This is a genomic window from Nocardia sp. GCM10030253, assembly GCF_042675075.1.
Taxonomy (GTDB): Bacteria; Actinomycetota; Actinomycetes; order Mycobacteriales; family Mycobacteriaceae; genus Nocardia.
The window spans coordinates 45,920-66,385 of record NZ_JBHTDL010000016.1 but is presented as its reverse complement, the minus strand read 5'-3'; the positions used below and the strand labels follow the sequence as shown (position 1 = coordinate 66,385).

General features: G+C 66.9%; 19 protein-coding genes. 8 read left to right on the top strand and 11 right to left on the bottom strand.

Going from position 1 to position 20,466, the window contains the following annotated elements:
- Together ACFQZZ_RS32270 and mrf are read right to left on the bottom strand one after the other, a co-directional pair.
- Entirely contained in the window at nt 1-282 is a 282-nt protein-coding gene (locus tag ACFQZZ_RS32270; protein ID WP_378688346.1) for a type B 50S ribosomal protein L31, read from the bottom strand.
- Nucleotides 279-1,592 (bottom strand): ribosome hibernation factor-recruiting GTPase MRF, encoded by a 1,314-nt coding sequence (gene mrf / locus ACFQZZ_RS32265; RefSeq protein WP_378688343.1) that lies wholly within the window; start codon nt 1,590-1,592, stop codon nt 279-281. Before mrf ends, ACFQZZ_RS32270 begins: the two co-directional genes overlap by 4 nt.
- Nucleotides 1,593-1,693: 101 nt before the next feature.
- On the opposite strand from mrf, the gene rpmB reads away from it, so the two are divergent.
- Genes rpmB through rpsR form a run of 4 tightly spaced genes read left to right on the top strand, consistent with a single transcriptional unit; the run spans nt 1,694 to nt 2,709 of the window.
- Nucleotides 1,694-1,930 (top strand): 50S ribosomal protein L28, encoded by a 237-nt coding sequence (gene rpmB, locus ACFQZZ_RS32260; protein ID WP_328406336.1) that lies wholly within the window; start codon nt 1,694-1,696, stop codon nt 1,928-1,930.
- An 11-nt stretch (nt 1,931-1,941) separates the two neighbouring features.
- The gene (gene rpmG / locus ACFQZZ_RS32255; protein ID WP_378688340.1) at nt 1,942-2,112 is read left to right on the top strand and encodes a 50S ribosomal protein L33; all 171 of its coding nucleotides are present in this window, start codon (nt 1,942-1,944) and stop codon (nt 2,110-2,112) included.
- Nucleotides 2,112-2,417 (top strand): 30S ribosomal protein S14, encoded by a 306-nt coding sequence (gene rpsN / locus ACFQZZ_RS32250; RefSeq protein WP_378688337.1) that lies wholly within the window; start codon nt 2,112-2,114, stop codon nt 2,415-2,417. The genes rpmG and rpsN overlap by 1 nt, the downstream gene beginning before the upstream one ends.
- Nucleotides 2,418-2,451: 34 nt before the next feature.
- A complete protein-coding gene (rpsR, locus tag ACFQZZ_RS32245; RefSeq protein ID WP_378688335.1) occupies nt 2,452-2,709 on the top strand; it encodes a 30S ribosomal protein S18 in 258 nt (85 codons plus the stop codon).
- 258 nt (nt 2,710-2,967) lie between these two features.
- Here the strand turns inward: rpsR and ACFQZZ_RS32240 are convergent, their stop codons facing one another.
- Nucleotides 2,968-3,534: a LysM peptidoglycan-binding domain-containing protein gene (locus ACFQZZ_RS32240; protein ID WP_378688332.1), complete on the bottom strand. Its 567-nt coding sequence runs from the start codon at nt 3,532-3,534 to the stop codon at nt 2,968-2,970.
- A 309-nt stretch (nt 3,535-3,843) separates the two neighbouring features.
- On the opposite strand from ACFQZZ_RS32240, the gene ACFQZZ_RS32235 reads away from it, so the two are divergent.
- Complete coding sequence (locus tag ACFQZZ_RS32235) at nt 3,844-4,287, top strand: hypothetical protein (protein WP_378688598.1); 444 nt, start codon at nt 3,844-3,846, stop codon at nt 4,285-4,287.
- 175 nt (nt 4,288-4,462) lie between these two features.
- On the opposite strand, the gene ACFQZZ_RS32230 is transcribed toward ACFQZZ_RS32235, so the two are convergent.
- The 7 genes from ACFQZZ_RS32230 to sucC all read right to left on the bottom strand — a co-directional run bounded on the left by ACFQZZ_RS32230 (nt 4,463) and on the right by sucC (nt 13,663).
- On the bottom strand, nt 4,463-6,031 hold the full coding sequence (locus tag ACFQZZ_RS32230) for a beta-N-acetylhexosaminidase (RefSeq protein WP_378688329.1): 1,569 nt from the start codon (nt 6,029-6,031) through the stop codon (nt 4,463-4,465).
- Between the two features lie 142 nt (nt 6,032-6,173).
- Entirely contained in the window at nt 6,174-7,787 is a 1,614-nt protein-coding gene (gene purH / locus ACFQZZ_RS32225) for a bifunctional phosphoribosylaminoimidazolecarboxamide formyltransferase/IMP cyclohydrolase (RefSeq protein ID WP_378688326.1), read from the bottom strand.
- Nucleotides 7,784-8,416, bottom strand: coding sequence for a phosphoribosylglycinamide formyltransferase (gene purN, locus ACFQZZ_RS32220; RefSeq protein ID WP_378688323.1), 633 nt, complete (start codon nt 8,414-8,416; stop codon nt 7,784-7,786). The genes purH and purN overlap by 4 nt, the downstream gene beginning before the upstream one ends.
- Nucleotides 8,417-8,515: 99 nt before the next feature.
- Entirely contained in the window at nt 8,516-10,108 is a 1,593-nt protein-coding gene (locus ACFQZZ_RS32215; RefSeq protein WP_378688321.1) for a DUF6350 family protein, read from the bottom strand.
- Between the two features lie 90 nt (nt 10,109-10,198).
- Nucleotides 10,199-11,299, bottom strand: coding sequence for a DUF5336 domain-containing protein (locus tag ACFQZZ_RS32210; protein ID WP_378688318.1), 1,101 nt, complete (start codon nt 11,297-11,299; stop codon nt 10,199-10,201).
- Nucleotides 11,300-11,557: 258 nt separating this feature from the next.
- Entirely contained in the window at nt 11,558-12,472 is a 915-nt protein-coding gene (sucD, locus tag ACFQZZ_RS32205) for a succinate--CoA ligase subunit alpha (protein ID WP_328406358.1), read from the bottom strand.
- A 27-nt stretch (nt 12,473-12,499) separates the two neighbouring features.
- Complete coding sequence (gene sucC / locus ACFQZZ_RS32200) at nt 12,500-13,663, bottom strand: ADP-forming succinate--CoA ligase subunit beta (RefSeq protein WP_378688314.1); 1,164 nt, start codon at nt 13,661-13,663, stop codon at nt 12,500-12,502.
- Nucleotides 13,664-14,209: 546 nt separating this feature from the next.
- On the opposite strand from sucC, the gene ACFQZZ_RS32195 reads away from it, so the two are divergent.
- Together ACFQZZ_RS32195 and ACFQZZ_RS32190 are read left to right on the top strand one after the other, a co-directional pair.
- Entirely contained in the window at nt 14,210-15,400 is a 1,191-nt protein-coding gene (locus tag ACFQZZ_RS32195) for a M23 family metallopeptidase (RefSeq protein WP_378688312.1), read from the top strand.
- Between the two features lie 277 nt (nt 15,401-15,677).
- Complete coding sequence (locus ACFQZZ_RS32190; protein WP_378688309.1) at nt 15,678-17,057, top strand: DUF1731 domain-containing protein; 1,380 nt, start codon at nt 15,678-15,680, stop codon at nt 17,055-17,057.
- Between the two features lie 116 nt (nt 17,058-17,173).
- On the opposite strand, the gene pcrA is transcribed toward ACFQZZ_RS32190, so the two are convergent.
- Nucleotides 17,174-19,750: a DNA helicase PcrA gene (gene pcrA, locus ACFQZZ_RS32185; RefSeq protein WP_378688306.1), complete on the bottom strand. Its 2,577-nt coding sequence runs from the start codon at nt 19,748-19,750 to the stop codon at nt 17,174-17,176.
- 383 nt (nt 19,751-20,133) lie between these two features.
- Between pcrA and ACFQZZ_RS32180 the strand changes: the two genes are divergently transcribed.
- The gene (locus tag ACFQZZ_RS32180; RefSeq protein WP_378688595.1) at nt 20,134-20,427 is read left to right on the top strand and encodes a chorismate mutase; all 294 of its coding nucleotides are present in this window, start codon (nt 20,134-20,136) and stop codon (nt 20,425-20,427) included.
- The last annotated feature ends 39 nt before the right edge of the window (nt 20,428-20,466 follow it).

Genomic DNA, 20,466 nt, shown 5'->3' with positions numbered 1-20,466 from the left:
TCAGCCCTCCCCTCGTCCGGGCTGGGACGCCCCTCGGGCCCGCTTGCCGTATTTGCGCTCGAACTTCTCCACCCGGCCCTGGGTGTCCATCACGCGGTGCGCTCCAGTCCAGAACGGGTGCGAATCGGACGTCACGTCCACCACCAGCAGCGGATAGGTGTTGCCATCCGACCACTCCACCATCCGCGCGCTGGTGGAGGTGGACCTGGTCAGGAACTGCTTGCCGGTACTCGAGTCCTCGAACACCACCGGGTGGTAGTCCGGATGTATTCCGGTCTTCATTTGCCTTCTCCTCTCGGGCTTTTCGACTGTCCCGCACTGCCTTCCACCGGCAGGCCGGTCGGCTCACCGGCCTCACACGGGTCGGTGTGCCATTCGCCGAACGGGTCTTCCCACTGCGCGACCAGTTCGGGCGCGCGTTCCATCAGACGTAGTTCGCCGTCCTCGACCAGGGCCCAGTGCAGGGCCTGGCGAATCTCGGCGGGGTCGGCGTCGTGTACCAGGATCACCAGCGAGATATCCCGGTCGCCGAACCTGTCGTCCCAGCGCAGCGCGGCCATCGCCCGCCGCGTCGGATCGGCGCTTTCCAGCTCCGCCTGACTCATCGCGGCCAGCCATGGTCCCGCACCGCCGACGCGCAGGCCACCGCCCGCGGACTCCAGCCACACCACCTCGTCGGGCTGGGTGGCCAGCCACATGCGTCCGCGCGCGGTAACCACACCGTCGAACAGCACGTCGAGCGCCTCGTGCAGGCGTACGGGATGGAAGGGGCGGCTCGCGGCGAATTCCATCAGCGTGACGCCGTGATCGGAGCCGAGCGGCGGTTGTCCGCGCAACAGCGGCGCGTGCGCGTCGAAGACCCGGCCGCGCCGGGAGTCCGCGGGAATCTGCGCGATCAGGGCCTCGATCTCGTCGGAGCCGAGACTGTCGTGGTCGGCCACCCACGTGACGGGCGCGTCGGGCACCAACCGGGCCAGCACCGCGCCGAGCCGCATCCGCTCCAGCGGATCGCCCTGATGACCAAGTGCCACAACGGCATCGGCGAAATCGACCTGGCCGACCGCGAGCTGCGCGACCGTCCGGTCGTCGTCGGCGGCAGCCAGTCCACGCTCGGCGAGCGTCTCGTCGCCCGTCGCATCGGCGAGCCAGTCCTCGGACTCCAGACAGGTCAGCACGGCCTCGATACGGACATCACGAGCGGCAGGCCCGTCTACCCTGCCGACCACGCCGGAGACCACGACATTGCCGATCGCCTGGCAGACCGCTTCGGCCTCGAACGCCGGATCCAGTGCCAGCACAATGCGATACACCGAATCGCGCGCGGCCAACGTGCACAGCAGGGGCAACAGATCCATGCGCAAGGTGCACGAGACGCAGCCGTGCGCGAGTTCGAGCACGGCCGAGGTCTCGTGCTCGCCGATGCGCACCGTCCGATGCACGATGCCCTCACTCAATCCGCTCAGGTCGTGCCGAATGGTCACTGTGCCTGGCGTCGCACGCAGCGCCTCGGCCGCGCGGTCCACCCCCGCTGTCGCATGTCCGGAAGATCCGGCGATCACCACGACGGGCGTTCTCCGGTCGGACTCGATCACCGGAACCCCTTTCGATAACGATTTTCATTTACCGATGACCGACGGTACATTGTCGAACAGCCGTTGTCGAAAATGATTGTCATCTACTGGAGGGAGCCCGTATGTCGGCCCACTGCCAGGTCACCGGGCGCAAGCCGGGATTCGGCAAGTCCGTGTCGCACTCGCACAAGCGGACGAGCCGTCGCTGGAACCCCAACATCCAGCGCAAGACCTACTACCTGCCCAGCGAGGATCGGCGCATCACGCTGACCGTCTCCGCCAAGGGCATCAAGACCATCGACCGGGACGGGATCGAAGCCGTGGTGGCTCGGATCCGGGCCCGCGGCGACAAGATCTGAGAGGAACACCGATGGCATCCAAGTCGACCGAGCTCCGGCCGATTATCAAGCTGAAATCCACTGCGGGAAGTGGATATACGTACGTCACCCGAAAGAATCGGCGTAACGATCCCGACCGGATGGTGCTGCGCAAGTACGACCCGGTGGTCCGCAGGCACGTCGATTTCCGCGAGGAACGCTGATGGCCAAGAAGTCGAAGATCGCACGCAACGAGCAGCGCAAGGAGATCGTCGCGCGCTACGCCACCCGGCGCGCCGAACTCAAGGAGCTGATCCGGAACCCGGCCACGTCCGACGCCGACCGGGCCGTCGCACAGTCCGCGCTACAACGGCTGCCCCGCGATGCGAGTCCGGTACGATTGCGCAATCGGGACGCCGCAGACGGACGACCGCGCGGTCATCTCCGGAAGTTCGGACTCTCCCGTGTGCGAGTGCGCGAGATGGCCCATCGGGGCGAACTGCCCGGTGTGCACAAATCGAGCTGGTAGACAACCACTGTTCTCGTGAGAAGGAACCCCTCATATGGCAGTCAAGCGAGCACCCTCGAAGAAGGTTCGCGCCGAGCAGAACCGGAAACCCAAGAAGAACCCGCTCATCTCTGCGGGCATCGAGATCGTCGACTACAAAGACGTGAACCTGCTGCGCCAATTCATCTCCGATCGCGGCAAGATCCGTAGCCGCCGGGTCACCGGGCTCACCCCGCAGCAGCAGCGCCAGGTCGCCGTCGCGGTGAAGAACGCCCGCGAGATGGCACTGTTGCCGTTCACCAGCAGCCGGTAGATCCCGACCTGACCAACGACCAGGGCCCCCGAATCATTGCTTCGGGGGCCCTGGTCGTTCGGCACCGCGGTCATTCAGTAACGAGAGTTCGCCACCAACCAACCATGGAGCGAGTCTTACGAGCGACCCGTTCGCGGCCCGTCTCGCGTCCGAGTCGTCGAAGCGCATGCGCCGAAGGCGCGAGTCTCGACGGCTCGGACGCGAGACCAAGGGGGCCGCGAACACGCCGCGCCCGCGCGGCCGAATTACAGCCCAAAATTACGGGATGGTCAGGACCTGACCGACGTCGATCACGTCCGGGTTGCTGATGCCGCTGGCGTTCGCGATCTCCTGGTAGCGGTTGCCGTCGCCGTAGAAGCGCTCGGCGATTGCCCACAGGGTGTCGCCCGGCTCGACGGTATAGGTCTGCGCCGCCGGCGGCGGAGGCGGAACCTCTTCGGCGACCGGCGCGGCCGGTGCCTCGGCGACCGGCTCCGGAGCGGGCAGCGGATTGTCGGTCTGGGTGCCCGTCGACCACAGGGCGCTGCCGTCGGTGCCGTACAGCACCACATTGCGGTCGGCCTGCACAGTCAGCCGGTCGCCGCTCTTGCCGTTGGTCTCGGTGGACCAGGCAGCACCTTCACCCTTGTAGAGCACGAAGTTGCCATCCGGCTGGAGGGTGGCGCGCTCGACTCCCTGATCGTGAGTCTGACTGGCCCACACTACATTTCCATCCGGTTCCGACAGCACCAGGTTGCCATCCGCCTGCAGGGTCAGGGTGTACGCACCGCCCACCAGAGACTGGCCGAGCCCGAGTTCTTCACCTACGCGCAGCGTGTCGCCCACGTTCTTCCTTTCGAAGAGTTACTGTGCCAAGCATCCGACATCGACGCCCGCCGTAGGCGTCACCAGCGATCGCTGACAGCTCGTTCGAAACAACACCATGGCGCGCATCGGAGCCGAATCTACTGCCCTAACGGGCCGCGCGGAGGGATTACGCGCATGGTTCGCCCAAAGTTCACTGTGTGGCGTTGGTCGCTGTGTTGGATTGCCGCACAGTGTAGAAGGCTGCTCACCTCAAATAGCTGGCAAACTGTCGCGGCGATCTCCGCCGACCATCGGGCAAGGTCAACTAGGGTGATGCGCATGTCTCGGATGTCGGGCGCGCGCCCCGCCGCTGCTGCCGCAGCCCTGCTCGTCGTCCTCGCTGTCGCCGGCTGCGGCGGCGGCTCCGATGACGAAGGCGCACAACAGAAGACGATCACAACCACATCGGCGCCCACCGAGGACGCGGGCGGCAATACCGGCAACCTCTTCGTCGCCGATCCGACGATCGTCGGGGCGCATCCGATTCCGTTCACCTCGTGGACCCGGGTCGCAGACGATCGGATCGCGGTGAACTTCCAGACCGGCGCACCTGAGTGCTACGGCGCGGACGCCAGCGCGAAAGAAACCGATTCGACAGTCACCATCGAGCTGCGGTCCGGTACGCGCGCCGATGCGGTCGGGCGGATGTGCACCATGATCGCGGTGTTCGGCACGCTCGAGGTACCGCTGAAGGCTCCGCTCGGGAACCGTCAGGTCCTCAGCGCAGCGTAATACCGCGACAGCGGAGACGCCTCGACACAACGGCGGCGACGCCTCCGTTTCACGGCTGCCGAAATCGTCTGACCACGGCACTCGCGGCATGCATGACTGTGCCGATAAACCGCTGCGCACCAACATAACTCGGGTCCTCGAAACCTGACGCCCATGTCGTGCGGGCGCACATCGCTCACGGCACGGGTTCGGCGACCACATCCGACAGCGCCGCGAACTCCGGATAGCTGCCGGCGCGGGCCGGCCCCCAGGTCTGCTGTGCCATCACCCGCAACGGCATCGTGATCGACGCGGCGATCTGCGCGGGGGTCTGCACGGCCGGGTCGTCGCACCACACGAACAGACCGGACCCGAGGTTGTGGGTGTTCTGCTCCGGTGTCAGCCGCATGCCGTCGATGAACACGGCGGGGTCCCACAGTTCATAGGCGATCGGTGCCGGGACATTGCCGACCGAGGTCGGGCCGCCGGTCACGAAGTAGGTCGGCGTGAAGGCCGCGTTTCTGACCTCGTGCCCGGCGGCGATGAGATCCGGTGCGGTGCGGGCTATTCCGAAGAACGGCAGCGGCAGCTGCGGTATGCCCGCCCGACTCCAGAAATCGACGACGATGTCGGAACCGATGCCGATGGTTCCCTCGCCGGTGTGCAGGCCGTCGTTCCAGATGCGCGGCCGCTTGCCGTGCTCGCGCACAATGGCCGCGCCCCAATTGATCAGGCCGAGAAAAGCATCCACCGGCTGGGCCTGTGGCCCGTAGGTGGCACGCGCGTACGCGCCGAGCTGGGGATAGTCGTCGAAGCTCGCGACTCGCGCGCCGTCGAGCAGGAACTCGTCGGCGCCGAGATGCCAGTAGCGACCGGGGAACAGCGGCAGGAATTCTTCGAGGATGTCGCGCATCAGGTCGTAGCTGCGCGGATCGGCGATGTCGATGGCGGCATCGGATACGGCGCCGCTCGCGCTGCGCAGTTTCAACTCGGGATGGGCGGCGAGGATGCCGTTCATGTGGCCGGGAAAGTCCACCTCGGGCACGATCTCGACCTGATAGCGCGCCGCGTACTCGACGAGGTCGCGTACTTCTTGCTTCGAATAGTGTTCCCGCGCCGTAATTTCCGGATGCCGGTCACTGTCGAGCCGGAACCCGAATCGGTCCGAGAGATGCAGGTGCAGCAGGTTCAATTTGAGCTGCCCCATGCGCCGGATCTGGGCGCGCAGCATGTCGACCGGCATGAACTCGCGTCCCACATCGAGCATCAGCCCGCGCTCGCGATACTCCGGCCAATCGGTCACGACGCCGCCGGGCAGGGTGGTGGCGCGGCGCAGCAGCTGCAGCGCCGACCTGGTCGAATAGAAGGCTCCCGCGGTATCGGCGCCCTGCAGGTCGAGGGTGTGCGCCACCGATATCCGGTAGCCCTCCGGAGTGTCCGGCGCCCCGGACACCGGACCGGTACGCACCACGATGTCGCCCGGCTCGCCCACCGAACCGGCCTGCGCCACAATGTCATTGCCGGTGACCGCACGCAATCCTGCCGCAAGATCGGCGGCACTGTCGCGCAGCGCATCCTGCGCGTACAGCACTCGCGCGTGCGCGCCGAGCGAGAACCCGGACCCGCCGGGCATCCAGTTCTTCAACGACGGAACAGTCTGCGGCACGGCCTGCTCGGACCACGCCCGCCCCTGCGCGCCGAATGCCACGGCGACCGTCGCGAGCACCATGACCACACCGGACGCCACCGTTGCACGAGTCGACATGCGGGTAACTGTACGAAGCCGGGTTCGGAATCGCACCGAAGTTCGCAGACCCGTGTCGTCCCACATACGTGCAGAGGGCGGACCCGTCGGGTCCGCCCTCTGCACCGCGTAATGCTCGACTCAGTGCACGAAGTGGTGGAACTCAGTGTGCGAAGTGGCGAGAACCCGTGAGGTACAGCGTGACTCCGGCTTCGCGAGCAAGGTCGACCGTGTCCTGATCGCGGACCGAGCCGCCGGGCTGCACAATCGCGCGGATACCCGCTTGGATCAGCTGCTGCGGACCATCCGAGAAGGGGAAGAACGCGTCGGATGCGGCGACCGAGCCCTTGGCGCGGTCACCGGCGCGCTGCACGGCAAGACCGACAGCGTCGACCCGGTTCACCTGTCCCATGCCGACACCGACCGAGGCGCCGTCGTGCGCGAGCAGGATGGCGTTCGACTTCACGGCACGGCAAGCGCGCCAAGCGAATTCGAGATCCGCGAGAGTCTCGGCGTCGGCGGCTTCACCAGCCACCAGCGTCCAGTTCTCCGAATCATCGCCTGCCGCGTCCAGGATGTCGCGCTGCTGCAGCAATGCGCCACCGCTGATCGGACGCAGCTCCCCACCCGCCCGCTGCGGCGGCGCGGCGACCAGGATGCGCACATTCTTTTTGCGCTGCAACACCTCGACAGCGCCGTCGGCGTAGGACGGAGCGACGATCACCTCGGTGAAGATCTCGGCGACCTGCTCGGCCATCTCGACAGTGACCTCGCGGTTGGCCGCGATCACCCCGCCGTAGGCGCTGACCGGATCACACGCGTGCGCCTTGCGGTGCGCCTCGGCGATATCGGCGCCGATCGCAATGCCACAGGGGTTGGCGTGCTTGATGATTGCCACCGAGGGGGCGGTGTGGTCGTAGGCGGCACGCCATGCGGCGTCGGCATCGGTGTAGTTGTTGTACGACATTTCCTTGCCGTGCAACTGCTGTGCCTGCGCGAGTCCGACGCGACCGTCGTTATTGACGTACAGCGCGGCGGCCTGGTGCGGGTTCTCGCCGTAGCGCAGCACCGCGGCCTGCGCCCAGGTACCACCGAGCCAGCCGGGGAACTGCACTCCGGTGGGCTCGGCCTGCTCGGTCTTGCCCGGCACCAGCACGCTGGTCATCCAGCTCGCCACCGCGACGTCATAGCTCGCGGTGTGCTGGAATGCCTTGGCCGCCAACGCGGTTCGCTCGGCCAACGTGAAACCGCCGGACCGCACCGCGGCAAGCACGTCGTTGTAGTCGCCGCTGTCGACGACCACCGCGACCGACGGGTGGTTCTTGGCGGCGGCGCGCACCATGGACGGCCCGCCGATGTCGATCTGCTCGACGCACTCGTCCGGGGTAGCCCCGCTGGCCACGGTCTCGGTGAACGGGTACAGGTTCACCACCACCAGCTGGAACGCCTCGACGCCCAACTCCACCAGCTGATCGACGTGCTCGGCCTTGCGGGTGTCGGCAAGGATGCCCGCGTGTACACGTGGGTGCAGTGTCTTGACCCGACCGTCCAGGGTCTCCGGGAACCCGGTCAGATCCTCGACCCTGGTCACCGGGATGCCCGCGTCGGCGATCTTGCCCGCCGTCGACCCGGTCGACACCAGCTCGATGCCCGCGGCATGCAGCCCGGTCGCGAGCTCGATGAGCCCTGTCTTGTCGTACACGCTCACCAGAGCCCTGCTGATCGACTTGCGCTCGCGCTCAGTTGGCTCAACGCTTCGCTCGCTGCGCTCACTCACCGGAGAACTCGCTCATCTGGGATAACTGCCTTTCGTCCGTCGGAGACAATGCCTCTGGTGGCGACGGCGGCGACAACCTCCGCCAGCAACCGTCGCTCGACAATCTTGATGCGTTCGTGCAGGGTGGCCTCGTCGTCGTCATCCAGCACCGGCACCGCTTCCTGCGCGAGGATCGGCCCGGTGTCGACGCCGGAATCGACCAGGTGCACAGTGGCGCCGGTGACGCGGGCGCCGTAGGCCAGCGCGTCACGTACCCCGTGCGCACCGGGGAAGGCGGGCAGCAGCGCGGGGTGGGTGTTGATGATCCGGCCGCCGAATCGGGCCATGAACGCCGGGCCGAGGATCTTCATGAAGCCGGCCGAGACGATGAGGTCGGGGTCGTACGCGGCGACCGTATCGGTCAGCGCGACATCCCATGCGGCGCGGTCGGGAAAGTCTTTGAGTGCCACCCGGAAATCCGGGATACCCGCGGCGGCCGCGTGTTCGGTAGCGGCGCAGTTCCGGTCGACACCGACGGCGACGATGTTCGCCGGGTAGTCGGACACCGACGCCGCATCGATCAATGCGCGTAGGAGTGACCCGGTGCCCGAGGCCAGTACGACGACGGTGGCCGGGGCCGTGGTGGGCACCCACTGAGCATGCGAGGACGTCAGCGCTCTACTCCTGCGTGTCGGGCGAAAGGCGGGGGTTGTCTAAACGCGGGCGGTGCAACACCGCCGTCCTAGAGCCTAACGGCCGTCCACCCGGTCACTTTCCGGCAGGTCCGCCTCGACCACTTCGGCATCGACGATGTCGGGGATGGTATTGCTGTCGGACGCCGAACCGCGCACGGCCAGAGCGGGTTGCTCTTCGACGAGCTCACCGTCGACCGCTACCTCCAGGTCGGGCCCGTCGTAGTGCTGGTAGTCGTCGTCGAAATAGTCGTCATCGGAGGCATAGTCGTCGGCGGCCGTGTATTCGTCGTGGTAGTCGTCATCGTCGTAGTCGTCGCGGTAGTCGTCATCGCGGTAGTCGCCGTATTCGTCGTCCGCGTAGTAGTAATCGTCGTCGTCTTCGTCATACGCGGCGCTCGGGGCGCCGACCGGAACGACGAACCAGCGCCCGACCGCCAGCCCCACGTAGCCCGCGATGGCCAGCCAGGCGAAGCTCACCGCCGCGAAGATCGGCAGGTCGAACCCGACCCGGCCGAACGTGCCGAGCTCACCGCCCGCGACCACGCCGAGCAGCGCCAGCACCGCGGTGGCCAGACCTGCCGAGGTCAGCGTCGCCCATGGCGCGGCGATCCGGTCGGTGGAGGTCCGCGCACTGTCCAGCCCGCCGAGGACACCGACCGCGACCGGAATCAGCAGCAGCACCGGCCACCACCCCGCCGCGGGCCCGGTCGGCACCGCGGCCAGCACCGGAACCGCCGGAATCGGCCCGCCGACGACCGAGAACACGCCGACCGAGGCATCGCCGAACTGGGTGCTGGCCCCGCTCAGCACGCTCACCGCATCGACAACCACATTCGGCAGATAGGCGAGCGAGAGCAGGGTCAGTCCGATTACCCCGGCGGCATTGCCCGCCGTTTGGTAGGTGTCGCCGATCCGGGACCAGTGCGCGAGGAACGACACCACGGTGACCGCGGTGGCACAGGCAAGCAGACGCAGCACGGTCCGACTCGCGCCGAAGGCGCCCGCAATGGCCCAGTCCGGCATCCGCAGCAACGTGAACAGCCTGCGTCGATTGCGGCTGGCGATCCCACCCGCCGCGGCGACAAGATGCACGCCGCCGACCCAGCCGAACGCGGCGAGAGTATTCGGCGGTTGCAGCGCGACGACGCCGGAGGCGTCCTCGGCGACCGCCAGGCAGACCGACGAGACCAGCAGCGGCCCGGCCAGCGCCGCGCCGAGGATCCAGCCGAGATCGGCGCGCGAGCTGTTCGGCTCGACCGCGCGGGCACATTCACGTCCGGTCAGCCAGACCAGCACGCCGGTCGGCAACAGCGGCAGCAGACCGAGCGTGGTCTTGCCGATCACCAGCGGAACCTGGTGCGCCGCAAGCCAACCCGCGGCGATCGCGCCCGAGGTTCCGGTCAGACTGCTACCGGAGGCCAGCAAGGTGCCGAGCACGAGGACGATGACGGCGGTGAGCACGAGGGTCGTGGGACGCGCGGCGACCAGCACCAGGACCCGGGCGCGTTCCGGAGTCAGCGAGAGAAACCCGGGCTCGTCGCCATCGCCGGGCGCCGGAGCGCCGCTACGTGGCCTGCGCGCCGAGGAATCCGGCGCGCCACGGGACCCGGTGGTCCGGCGAACAAGAGAGGATCTCGGGGAGCTCATGGAAATTCAGCGTGGCAGCTCCCCCGGCCCGAGCGGGGCAGGCGCGCCGCGCCCACATGCGATGGACGCGGCGCCGGGAGAGCGGCGGAACTACTTGTTGTCGTCCGACGGGCGGAACGCCTGAGTGGCGTCCGAGGCCGGGTCCGAACCCTGCTCGGTGCCGAAAGGCTGCCCCTGCTGCGGCTGCTGCGGCTGCTGCGGCTGGCTCTGGCCGTAGCCCGGCGCGCCGTACTGCTGCTGACCAGGCTGTGCGGCACCGAAATGCTGGGTGGCACTCTCGTCGGGGCGCGGGGCCCCGCCTGCCGCACCGTAGGGCGAACCCTGCTGTGCCGCACCGTATCCGGGCTGCTGGCCGTAGGACGGCTGCTGGCCGTACCCGGGTTGGCCCGGCTGGCCCTGGCCGTAGGCGGGCTGGCCCGGCTGACTCTGGCCGTAGGTGGGCTGGCTCGGCTGACTCTGGCCGTAGGTGGGCTGGCTCGGCTGACTCTGGCCGTAACCCGGCTGGCCGTAGCCCTGGCCCGGCTGACTCTGGCCGTAGCCGGACTGGCTCGGCTGACTCTGGCCGAACGCCGACGGCTGCTGACCGAACGCGGACGGTTGCTGACCGTAGCCACCCTGTCCGAAACCGCTCGGCGGGCCCTGCGGTGTGGCGGGCTTCGGCGCGGGCGGCGTGAGGATGCCCGCCTCGAACAGCACCGCGCCGATCCCGAGGGCGGCCTGTACTAGGGCGAGGAAGAGCACAACCCATGCGCCCCACTTCAATTCGACGCCGTCGGACAGGTTGAACGACTGAAACGCCAGCCCGAGGAAACCCGCGATCGACGCCGCGGCGGCCGCTCCGGTCCAGTTCTGCTTCGGCAGCAGCGACAGTCCGGCGAGCACACCACCGAGCAGCAGCAGCGCGAGCAGCGCCGTCAGCGGGACCTCGAAGGAACTGGCGCTTTCACTCGCGATCTTGACGCCGTTCAACGGGTTGACCGCTTCACGAGCCGCGTAGGGCAGGAAGCCGAGCAGGAAGTTCAGCACGCCGAGACCGGCGATACCGGCTGTCAGGAAGAACGGCAGCCCCTTGGCATCGGATCCGGAAGTGCTCGAACTTGTGCCGGTACTACCCGCCGACTGGCCGAGGCTGGAAGGAACGGAGGGCGTCGCGGGTGTGTTGTACCCGGAGCCCCCGGTCGGGTAGGACATGTCGTCGTCTCCTAGGTCGAGTCATGCGGTTCTAGACGGCTGGATCTCTTCTGACGCTACTGCACTGGCCGGTCCAGGTCATCCTTAACAAACCGGCCGGGCGACCTGATCAAGGCTTCCGTGCCTGGTATCGCATGACAGTCCCGACTCCATAACGATTCGCGATACCCACGATGAAGTCAGCAGCGGGCGTGCCCGCTCGCCAGGCGAAAAGGCCGCCCTCCGGATTCGGAAGGCGGCCTTTTCGATGATCGTGGATCAGGCGGTGATGCTTGCCTTCTCCAGGATTTCGCGAGCAAGCGCGGCGGTCTCGGACGGCGTCTTGCCGACCTTTACGCCTGCGGCCTCGAGCGCGTCCTTCTTCGCCTGGGCAGTGCCCGCCGAGCCGGAGACGATGGCGCCCGCGTGGCCCATGGTCTTGCCCTCGGGGGCGGTGAAGCCCGCGACGTAGCCGACGACCGGCTTGGTGACGTTGGCCTTGATGTAGGCCGCGGCCCGCTCCTCGGCGTCGCCCCCGATCTCACCGATCATCACGATCAGCTTGGTCTCCGGGTCCTTCTCGAACGCCTCGATGGCGTCGATATGGGTGGTGCCGATGACCGGGTCGCCGCCGATGCCGATGGCGGTGGAGAAGCCGAAGTCACGCAGTTCGAACATCATCTGGTAGGTCAGCGTGCCGGACTTCGACACCAGACCGACCGGGCCCTTGCCGGTGATGTTGGCCGGGGTGATGCCGACCAGCGACTCGCCGGGGGTAATGATGCCGGGGCAGTTCGGGCCGATGATCCGGGTCTTGTTGCCCTTCTCCACGTTGTAGGCCCACGCGTATGCGGTGTCCTGCACCGGGATGCCCTCGGTGATGACCACGAGCAGCGGGATCTCCGCGTCGATGGCCTCGATGATGGCGTCCTTGGCGAACTTCGGCGGCACGAACGCGATGGAGACATCCGCGCCGGTTTCCTTGATGGCCTCGGCGACGGTGCCGAACACCGGCAGCTCGACCGCGGCGCCGTCCTTATCGGTGTGCGCGACGGTGGTGCCCGCCTTGCGCGCGTTGACGCCACCGACGACCTGGGTGCCGGCCTTGAGCATGAGCGCGGTGTGCTTGGTGCCCTCACCGCCGGTGATGCCCTGGACGATGACCTTCGAGTCCTTGTTCAGGAAGATAGACATTTCGGGATATTCCTTACTTGGCTCGGTTTACCGGGAAGCCAGTTCGGCGGCCTTGTCGGCGCCTTCGTCCATTGTCTGCGCAAGTGTGATCAGCGGATGCGCGGCATCCACGAGGATCTGGCGACCCTCGTCGACCTTGTTGCCGTCGAGACGGACGACCAGCGGCTTGTTCGCCTCGGCGCCAAGGATTTCCAGCGCCTTCACGATGCCGTTGGCGACCGCGTCACACGCGGTGATGCCACCGAAGACGTTCACGAACACGCTCTTGACCTGCGCGTCGTTCAGGATGACGTCCAGGCCCGCGGCCATGACCTCCGCCGAGGCGCCACCACCGATGTCGAGGAAGTTGGCGGGCTTGACGCCGCCGTGGTTCTCGCCCGCGTAGGCGACGACGTCGAGCGTGGACATGACCAGACCGGCGCCGTTGCCGATGATGCCGACCTCACCGTCGAGCTTGACGTAGTTGAGGTCGTTTTCCTTGGCCTTGAGCTCCAGCGGGTCGGTCGCGTCCTTGTCCGCGAACGCCTCGTGGTCCGCGTGCCGGAACTCGGCGTTCTCGTCGAGGGTGACCTTGCCGTCGAGGGCAAGGATCTGGTTGTCGGGCGTGCGGACCAGCGGGTTGACCTCCACCAGGGTGGCGTCCTCGCCGACGAACACCTCCCACAGCTTCTGGATGGTCACGGCCGCAGCGTCGAGTACGTCGGCGGGCAGGTGGCCCTGCTCGGCGATCGAGCGGGCGAACGCGAGGTCGACACCCTTGACAGCGTCGACCGGCACCTTGGCCAGCCGCTCCGGCTTGGTCGCGGCGACCTCTTCGATCTCCATGCCGCCTTCGACCGAGCACATGGCCAGGTAGGTGCGGTTGGAACGATCCAGCAGGAAGGAGATGTAGTACTCCTCCGCGATGTCCTTGGCCTCGGCGACAAGGAGCTTCTTCACGATGTGGCCCTTGATATCCAGGCCGAGGATGTTCTGCGCATGGGTAAGCGCGTCGTCCGGGGTGGCGGCGTACTTGACGCCACCGGCCTTGCCACGGCCGCCCACCTTGACCTGCGCCTTGATCATTACCGGCTTGCCGATTTCCTCCGCGATGGCGCGGGCTTCCTCGACCGTGTCCGTCACGCGGCCCTCGGACGAAGGCACTCCGTGCTTAACGAAGAGCTCCTTCGCCTGGTATTCGAAGAGATCCATGTACTCACCGTCTCGTCTGCGTTGCTATGACAACGTCTTTGTTGGCGGCCCGACGTCGGAAGCGGGTCGGGTCGGACTCTAACCAGTCACATGGACGGCCAAACGGCCACGTTCATCGTAAGTGGCGCAGGTCACGGGCCGATGCTCAGGCCGGAAAAACCGCTGGCCAAGGCTACTCACGAGTAGCTTCCCGGCGGTGCGCCAGGTAGACCCACCGAACCCAGAAAAGGGGGGCCGTCTACTACAGGCCGTCGTCGAATGACCTCACTCGAGTGCCCACTGAACGGTGCGATATTCCGTGCTGTTACCGTGATCAATCTCACATGTTTGGATTGATCGCGTGCAACGCTTGCGGACCCCGCAATCGTTTCGTTACCGTCATTGCGGTCGATGTCACAACACGGTCACGACTAGGAGGACGGCAAGCTTGACGCAGCACAGCACTCCGCAGACGGAGAGCCGTTCCGCAGATGACCCGTCAACGCCCCAGCGGGGCAGGGATCTCGACACCGCGAACATCTCCAGCTCCACGATGTGGCATAGCCGATGAACCATCGCTCGACCCTTCCATCTTCAAATCGCGTTCGCTCCGGCCATCGTTATCGTGACGATGACGAGTCGTTCGGCGGTCACGCCGACCAGAGCAGACAGCCCGCTCCGGTGGCAGACGCCCGATACGCGGCCCCCGCCGCCGGATCGCACGCCGGATACGACTTCCGCACCACCGATAACCATCGCGACGAGTCCTGGTCCGCACACGATTCGTGGCCGCAGCAGGAATGGTCGCAGCAGGATTCGTGGTCCGACGGCGGCGCTTGGTCATCCGAGGAATCGTGGGCGCCTGACGCCGACAACTCGTGGACACCCGAGGCCGACAACTCGTGGACACCCGACACCGGTGACTCCTGGAGCCCCGACGCCGACGACTCGTGGGAACACGAGGCCGACGCCGACGAATCTCCCGCCGCCCCCACCGTGATTCCCGGGCGCCGCTCGCAGCGGCGCGGCGGCGCGCACCGGATGCCCGCACCGCCGACCGCCCTCAAGGGGCGCGCCGCGGTCGTCGCTGTCGCGGCAGGCGCGGTCGTCGCCGCGGGTCAGGCCGCATTCGCCTCGCCCGAACAGCCCTCACCGTCAGTCGATTACGAAGCCGCGGGTCAGATCCACGAGATCGCCGCGCAGTCGGTCAGCGTGACCGACCCCACCGCCGCACCGGATTCGCCTCAGGTACTCAATGTCTCGGCCCCGGCCAATCTGGGCCAGTTCAACGACATCCTACAGAAGGGCCAGAAGTACGCCGAGGATCTCGCCGCCGAAGAAGCCGCCAAGCTTCGCCCGCTGTTCACGAAGTTCGCCGCGGGCAATTTCACCTCCGGCTACGGCGCCCGCTGGGGCGTCCAGCATCTCGGTATCGACATCGCGGGCCCGATCGGAACCCCGATCTACGCGGTCGCCGACGCCACCGTGATCGAAGCAGGCCCGGCAAGCGGATTCGGTATGTGGGTACGGCTGCTGCACGACGACGGCACCGTCACCATCTACGGGCACATCGACACCGCGACCGTGTCGCAGGGTCAGCGCGTGCTGGCGGGCGATCAGATCGCCACCATCGGCAACCGCGGCTTCTCCACCGGCCCGCACTGCCACTTCGAGGTATGGCTGAACGGCGTCGACAAGATCGACCCGCTGCCCTGGCTCGCCACCCGCGGCATCAGCCTCGGCTCCCGGCGCGACTAGGACTTGCCCGCCTCTCCGCAACTTTGCCGATGGTAGGGAGTCTTGATTCTGCATCGCGGGCAGGCGGTGGTGGGTGGCTGAGGTTTTGGGCGGACCTGGTGGGTCACCCATGTGCTCGACCACCGCACGGCGTCTTCAGCCAGTCGTGGAGCCCAGAAATCTCTGTTGCGGACTGCGGGTCTAGGGCGCGGCCGGTTTCTGGACGTGCTCGACGAGCAGTGTGCGGGTGATCAAAGGCACGCTTCCTGGGCGCACCGGGGCGGGATAGCTTTTGGGTATGGCTCGTACAACGACGTACACCCAATTCATTGCGCTGCCACCGGAAGACGTGTGGCGGGTGCTGGGGGATCCGGATCGGTGGCCGGAGTGGAACACGACAGTCACTTCGGTACGGCTGCATGGGCCGGTTGCCGTCGGCACTACCGGGGACTATCTGCCGCGGGGGCGAATCTTCGAGACAGTGCATGGACGGACTGCGCCGCCGTTCGTGATCACGGTGCTTGTTCCCGGGCACGAGCTGGCGCTGGAACAGCCGGAACCGGTGGGGCGGATGCGGCTGTCGTGGACGCTGACGCCGCGCGACGGTGGGACCGAGGTGACGCAGCGACTGACCTTCACCGGAGTCTCGGCTCCGATCACCAGAGCCGTGGTCGGCGGGCTGTTGGAGACCGATGCCCGCGTGTGCTTCGCGCGGCTCGCTCAACTCGCCGGAGTCGTGGCTGAGGCCACGGCATTGCATGCGGTGATCGCGGGCGGTACCGGGGCACTCGGCAAGCAGATTGCCGCGGACCTGACCTGCCGGGGACAGCGGGTAACCATCCTGACTCGGCGGCGCGATCCGGCGCTGCCGTTCGCGCAGGCGGAGTGGGACGGCAAGACTGTCGGCGAATGGGTTGGCGCGCTGAAGAACTCCGGGCCGACCGCACTGATCAATCTGGCGGGCAAGCTGGTCGACTGCCGGCCCACCCGACGCAATATCGATGAGCTGCGACGCAGCCGCGTGGATTCGACGCGCGCCCTGGTCGAGGCGGCCGCCACGCTTGACGCGCCGATCGACTACTGGGTGCAGGCCAGTACGACCGCGATCTGGTCGGACGCGGGCGAAATCCGGTGCACCGAAACGACTCCGCTGCCGGTAGGGCTGCCGCAGATGACCGGAGTCGCCGAACCTTGGGAGCGCACGTTCGAGGGTGCCAATGCGGTGCACTCGACGATCCTGCGCACCTCGATCGTGCTGGACGCCAAGGCGCCCGCGCTGAAAAGGCTCGGCCAATTGACCAAGGCGGGCCTCGGCGGCCGGGTCGGCAGCGGCGAGCAGTGGTTCAGCTGGATCCACGTCGAGGACTGGCTCGCGATCGTCCGCGCCGCCCTCGGACTCGACCCCGACGTCACACTGCCGAACGGGATCCTGGTGGCGGCCACCGACTTCCCCGTCCGCAACCGCGAACTGATGACGGCGCTGCGCAGGCACCTGCACCGCCCGCCCGCACCACCGACCCCGGCTGCACTACTGGCAGTCGGCGCGGTCCTGCTGCGCACGGATCCGGCACTCGGCCTGACCGGCCGGCACGCCACCTCAACGGTGTTGCGCGAGGCCGGATTTCGCTTCCGCTACCCGAGCCTGGACGAAGCACTCAGCGATCTCCTGCCCCGCTGATCAATACCGCGCCACCCAGGTCTTACCTGTCGGCCCGCGGCGACCGCTCGGGCACGCTGGCTGCTGTGTCGGTAGCCGCATACGACCCTCCTACAGTCGAGGAAGGACAACCGATCTCAGAGCTTGACCAGAGTCCGGCTGTATTGCGGGATCAGGCGGATCTTTCCGGCAGTGCCGAAGTCGATGGTCACGGTGGCCAGCGGTCCGAAGCCTTCGGCGGCGACAACCCGGCCGAGGCCGTATTTGTCGTCGGTGACCCGATCGCCGACGGCGAGTACCAGATCAGCGTTGTTGCGGGTGGCGCCACCGGGGGCAGGGCGGCGCGGGCCGCGGTCGCCGCGCACGCCGGGGCGCTGCTCGTTCCAGCCGTCGCCTCGGGTCCAGTCCCGTTCCACGCTGTCGTCGTCACCGCGACGCCGAATGCTCCTTGTCAGCGGTGAGCCGCTCGGCTCCAGCCGCTTCCAGTCGATCAGGTGGCTCGGAATCTCTTGCAGGAAACGAGATTCCGGGTTCGAGACGGGCTGACCCCAGCCGGAGCGGACCACCGCGCGGGTCAGATACAGCCTGCGCCTTGCCCTGGTGATGCCGACGTAGGCGAGACGGCGCTCCTCGGCCAGCTCGGTGGGATCGCCGAGCGCCCGCATGTGCGGGAACTGTCCGTCCTCCCAGCCGGTCACGAACACGACAGGGAACTCGAGGCCTTTGGCGGTGTGCAGCGTCATCATCGTGACGACACCGGCACCCTCGTCGGGGATCTGATCGGTGTCGGCCACCAGCGAGACCCGCTCCAGGAAGGCCGCGAGCGAACCGGGATCCGGTTCGCCATCGGCCGCCTCCGGCACCAGCCCCTCCTCGCGGGCCGCGGCGGCATTGTTGTAGGCCTCCGAGCTGAATTCCCTTGCGACGCTGACCAGTTCGTTCAGATTGTCCAGCCGGGCGCCGTCCTGTGGGTCGTCGGACGCCTCCAGCTCGGCGCGGTAGCCGGTGCGTTCCAGCACCGCGTCGACCACATTCCCGACATCGGGGAAGTCCAGCTCCGCCTGCGCGCCCGCCGCTCGAATCTGCTCCAGCAGGTCGAGGAACCCGGCGATCGCCCGTTGGGCGCGGGTGTTCAGCAGCGCGACCTTGCCCTCACCCGCATCGCGCAGCGCCTCGGCGAAACCGATGTCGCGCTGCTCGGCGTGCACCGCGACACAGGCCTCGGCACGGTCACCGATACCGCGACGCGGGGTATTGAGAATTCGGCGCAGGCTGACCGCGTCGTCGGGGTTCTCCAGCACGCGCAGGTAGGCGACTATGTCGCGCACTTCCTTGCGCTCGTAGAAGCGGACGCCGCCGACCACCTTGTACGGCAGGCCCATCCGAATGAAGATTTCTTCCAGTGCGCGCGAGTTGTTGTTGGTGCGATAGAAGACCGCGACGTCGCCATAGGTGGCCTCCTTGGCATCCACCAGCCGGTCGATCTCGCGGGCCACGAAAGAGGCCTCGTCGTGCTCGTTGTCGGCGACGTAGCCGGTGATCAGATCACCCTCGCCGGAATCGGTCCACAGCCGCTTGTCCCGACGGTTCTCGTTGCGCGAGATCACCGCGTTCGCGGCCGACAGAATGTGCTGGGTGGACCGGTAGTTCTGTTCCAGCAGAATGGTTTCGGCATCGGGAAAGTCGCGTTCGAATTCCTCGATATTGCGGATGGTCGCGCCGCGGAAAGCGTAAATGGACTGGTCCGCGTCGCCGACCACGCACAGCTCACTCGGCGCCACCGCATCCGGAGTCTGCTCGGCGTCGCCGGATTCCCGCACGGCGGCCTCGACGTGATGTCCGACCAGCTCACGCACCAGGATGTACTGCGCGTGGTTGGTGTCCTGGTATTCGTCGACGAGCACGTGCCGGAAGCGGCGGCGGTAGTACTCCGCGACCTGCGGGTGGTTTTGCAGCAACGCCACCGTTTCGCCGATCAGGTCGTCGAAGTCCATTGCGTTTGCCGCGCGCAATCGGCGCTGATACTCGGTGTATACCCGGGCGACGAGACCCGGCAGCTCGGTCTCGTCGGATTCGGCGTCGGCCGTTGCCTGTGCGGGCCCGATGAGCTCGTTCTTCAGATTCGAGATAGCGGTCGCCAGCAGCCGTGCCGAGTATTTCTTCACATCGATATCGAAATCGCGGCTGATCATCGTGAGCAACCGGCGCGAATCGTCGGCATCGTAGATGGAGAAATTCGAATTCAGGCCGGGCAGCAGGGCCGCCTGCATGCGCAGGATGCGCACGCAACTGGAGTGGAATGTGGAAACCCACATATTGTTGGCGCGCGGGCCGACCAGGCCGATGACGCGTTCCCGCATCTCCGCAGCAGCCTTGTTGGTGAACGTGATGGCGAGGATCTGTCCCGGCGTTGCCCCTCGCGCGGCGAGCAGGTAGGCGATTCGCCGTGTCAGCACAGCGGTTTTGCCCGAGCCCGCGCCCGCGACGATCAGCAGCGGCGCGCCGGTGTGCACGACCGCCGCGCGCTGTTGCGGGTTGAGGCCCTCGAGTAGCCGCTCGGCCTCTTCGGCCTTGCGCTGCTCCCTTTCGAGACGGCGCTCTTCGGCGGACTGCGCCGAATCCACGGCACGACCATCGTCGACCTGCGGTTTCCGGTCCGATTCCTGGTGCCGAGTCTGCCCGGCCTGCATCTGGGGAGCCACCGTGATGTCCATCGTCCATCAACGCTACCGGCGGCTACCGACAGAGATGAAGTCCCCGTTCGCGTCGATGTCTTTTCGGCATCGTGTCGGCGAACGACGAGTGAACCGCCACAGCGTGCGGTGGGGGCAAATCTGTGACGGTGTTCTCAGCAGATTCACAAAATGAAGTGTTTTGCATTGCTTCGGACCCATGGCACACTGGCCACATGATCTGCGCTTCGGGGATGCATCCGATACGGTTAACGACCGGATATCGTGATGGCGGCCCTTACGCCTGAGCGCCCGTCCGGGGGGACAATGCAACACCCCAACAGGTCTGTTGCACGGTGAAAGAACCGATCGGTAACGAGCTCGGCTCACGAGCCGATCCATGTTCTGACACGAGGAGATGAATGATGAGCACGCCTGCCACGACGACCGGGTCCGACTCGGCTCTCCCGCACTCCGAGGCGGAGATCGAGAAGCTCCGCAAGGAGATCGACCAGCTCGACGCGGAAATCCTCGCCGCCATCAAGCGCCGGACCGAGATCTCCCGGATCATCGGCCGCACGCGCATGGCTTCCGGCGGACCCCGCCTCGTACACAGTCGTGAGATGAAGGTGCTCGAGCGCTTCAGCGAACTCGGCCAGGAGGGTCACACCCTCGCCATGCTGCTGCTCCGCCTCGGCCGCGGCCGACTCGGCCACTGACTACCGGCCGCGGCGCGCGGCCACAATACTCATGCGGCG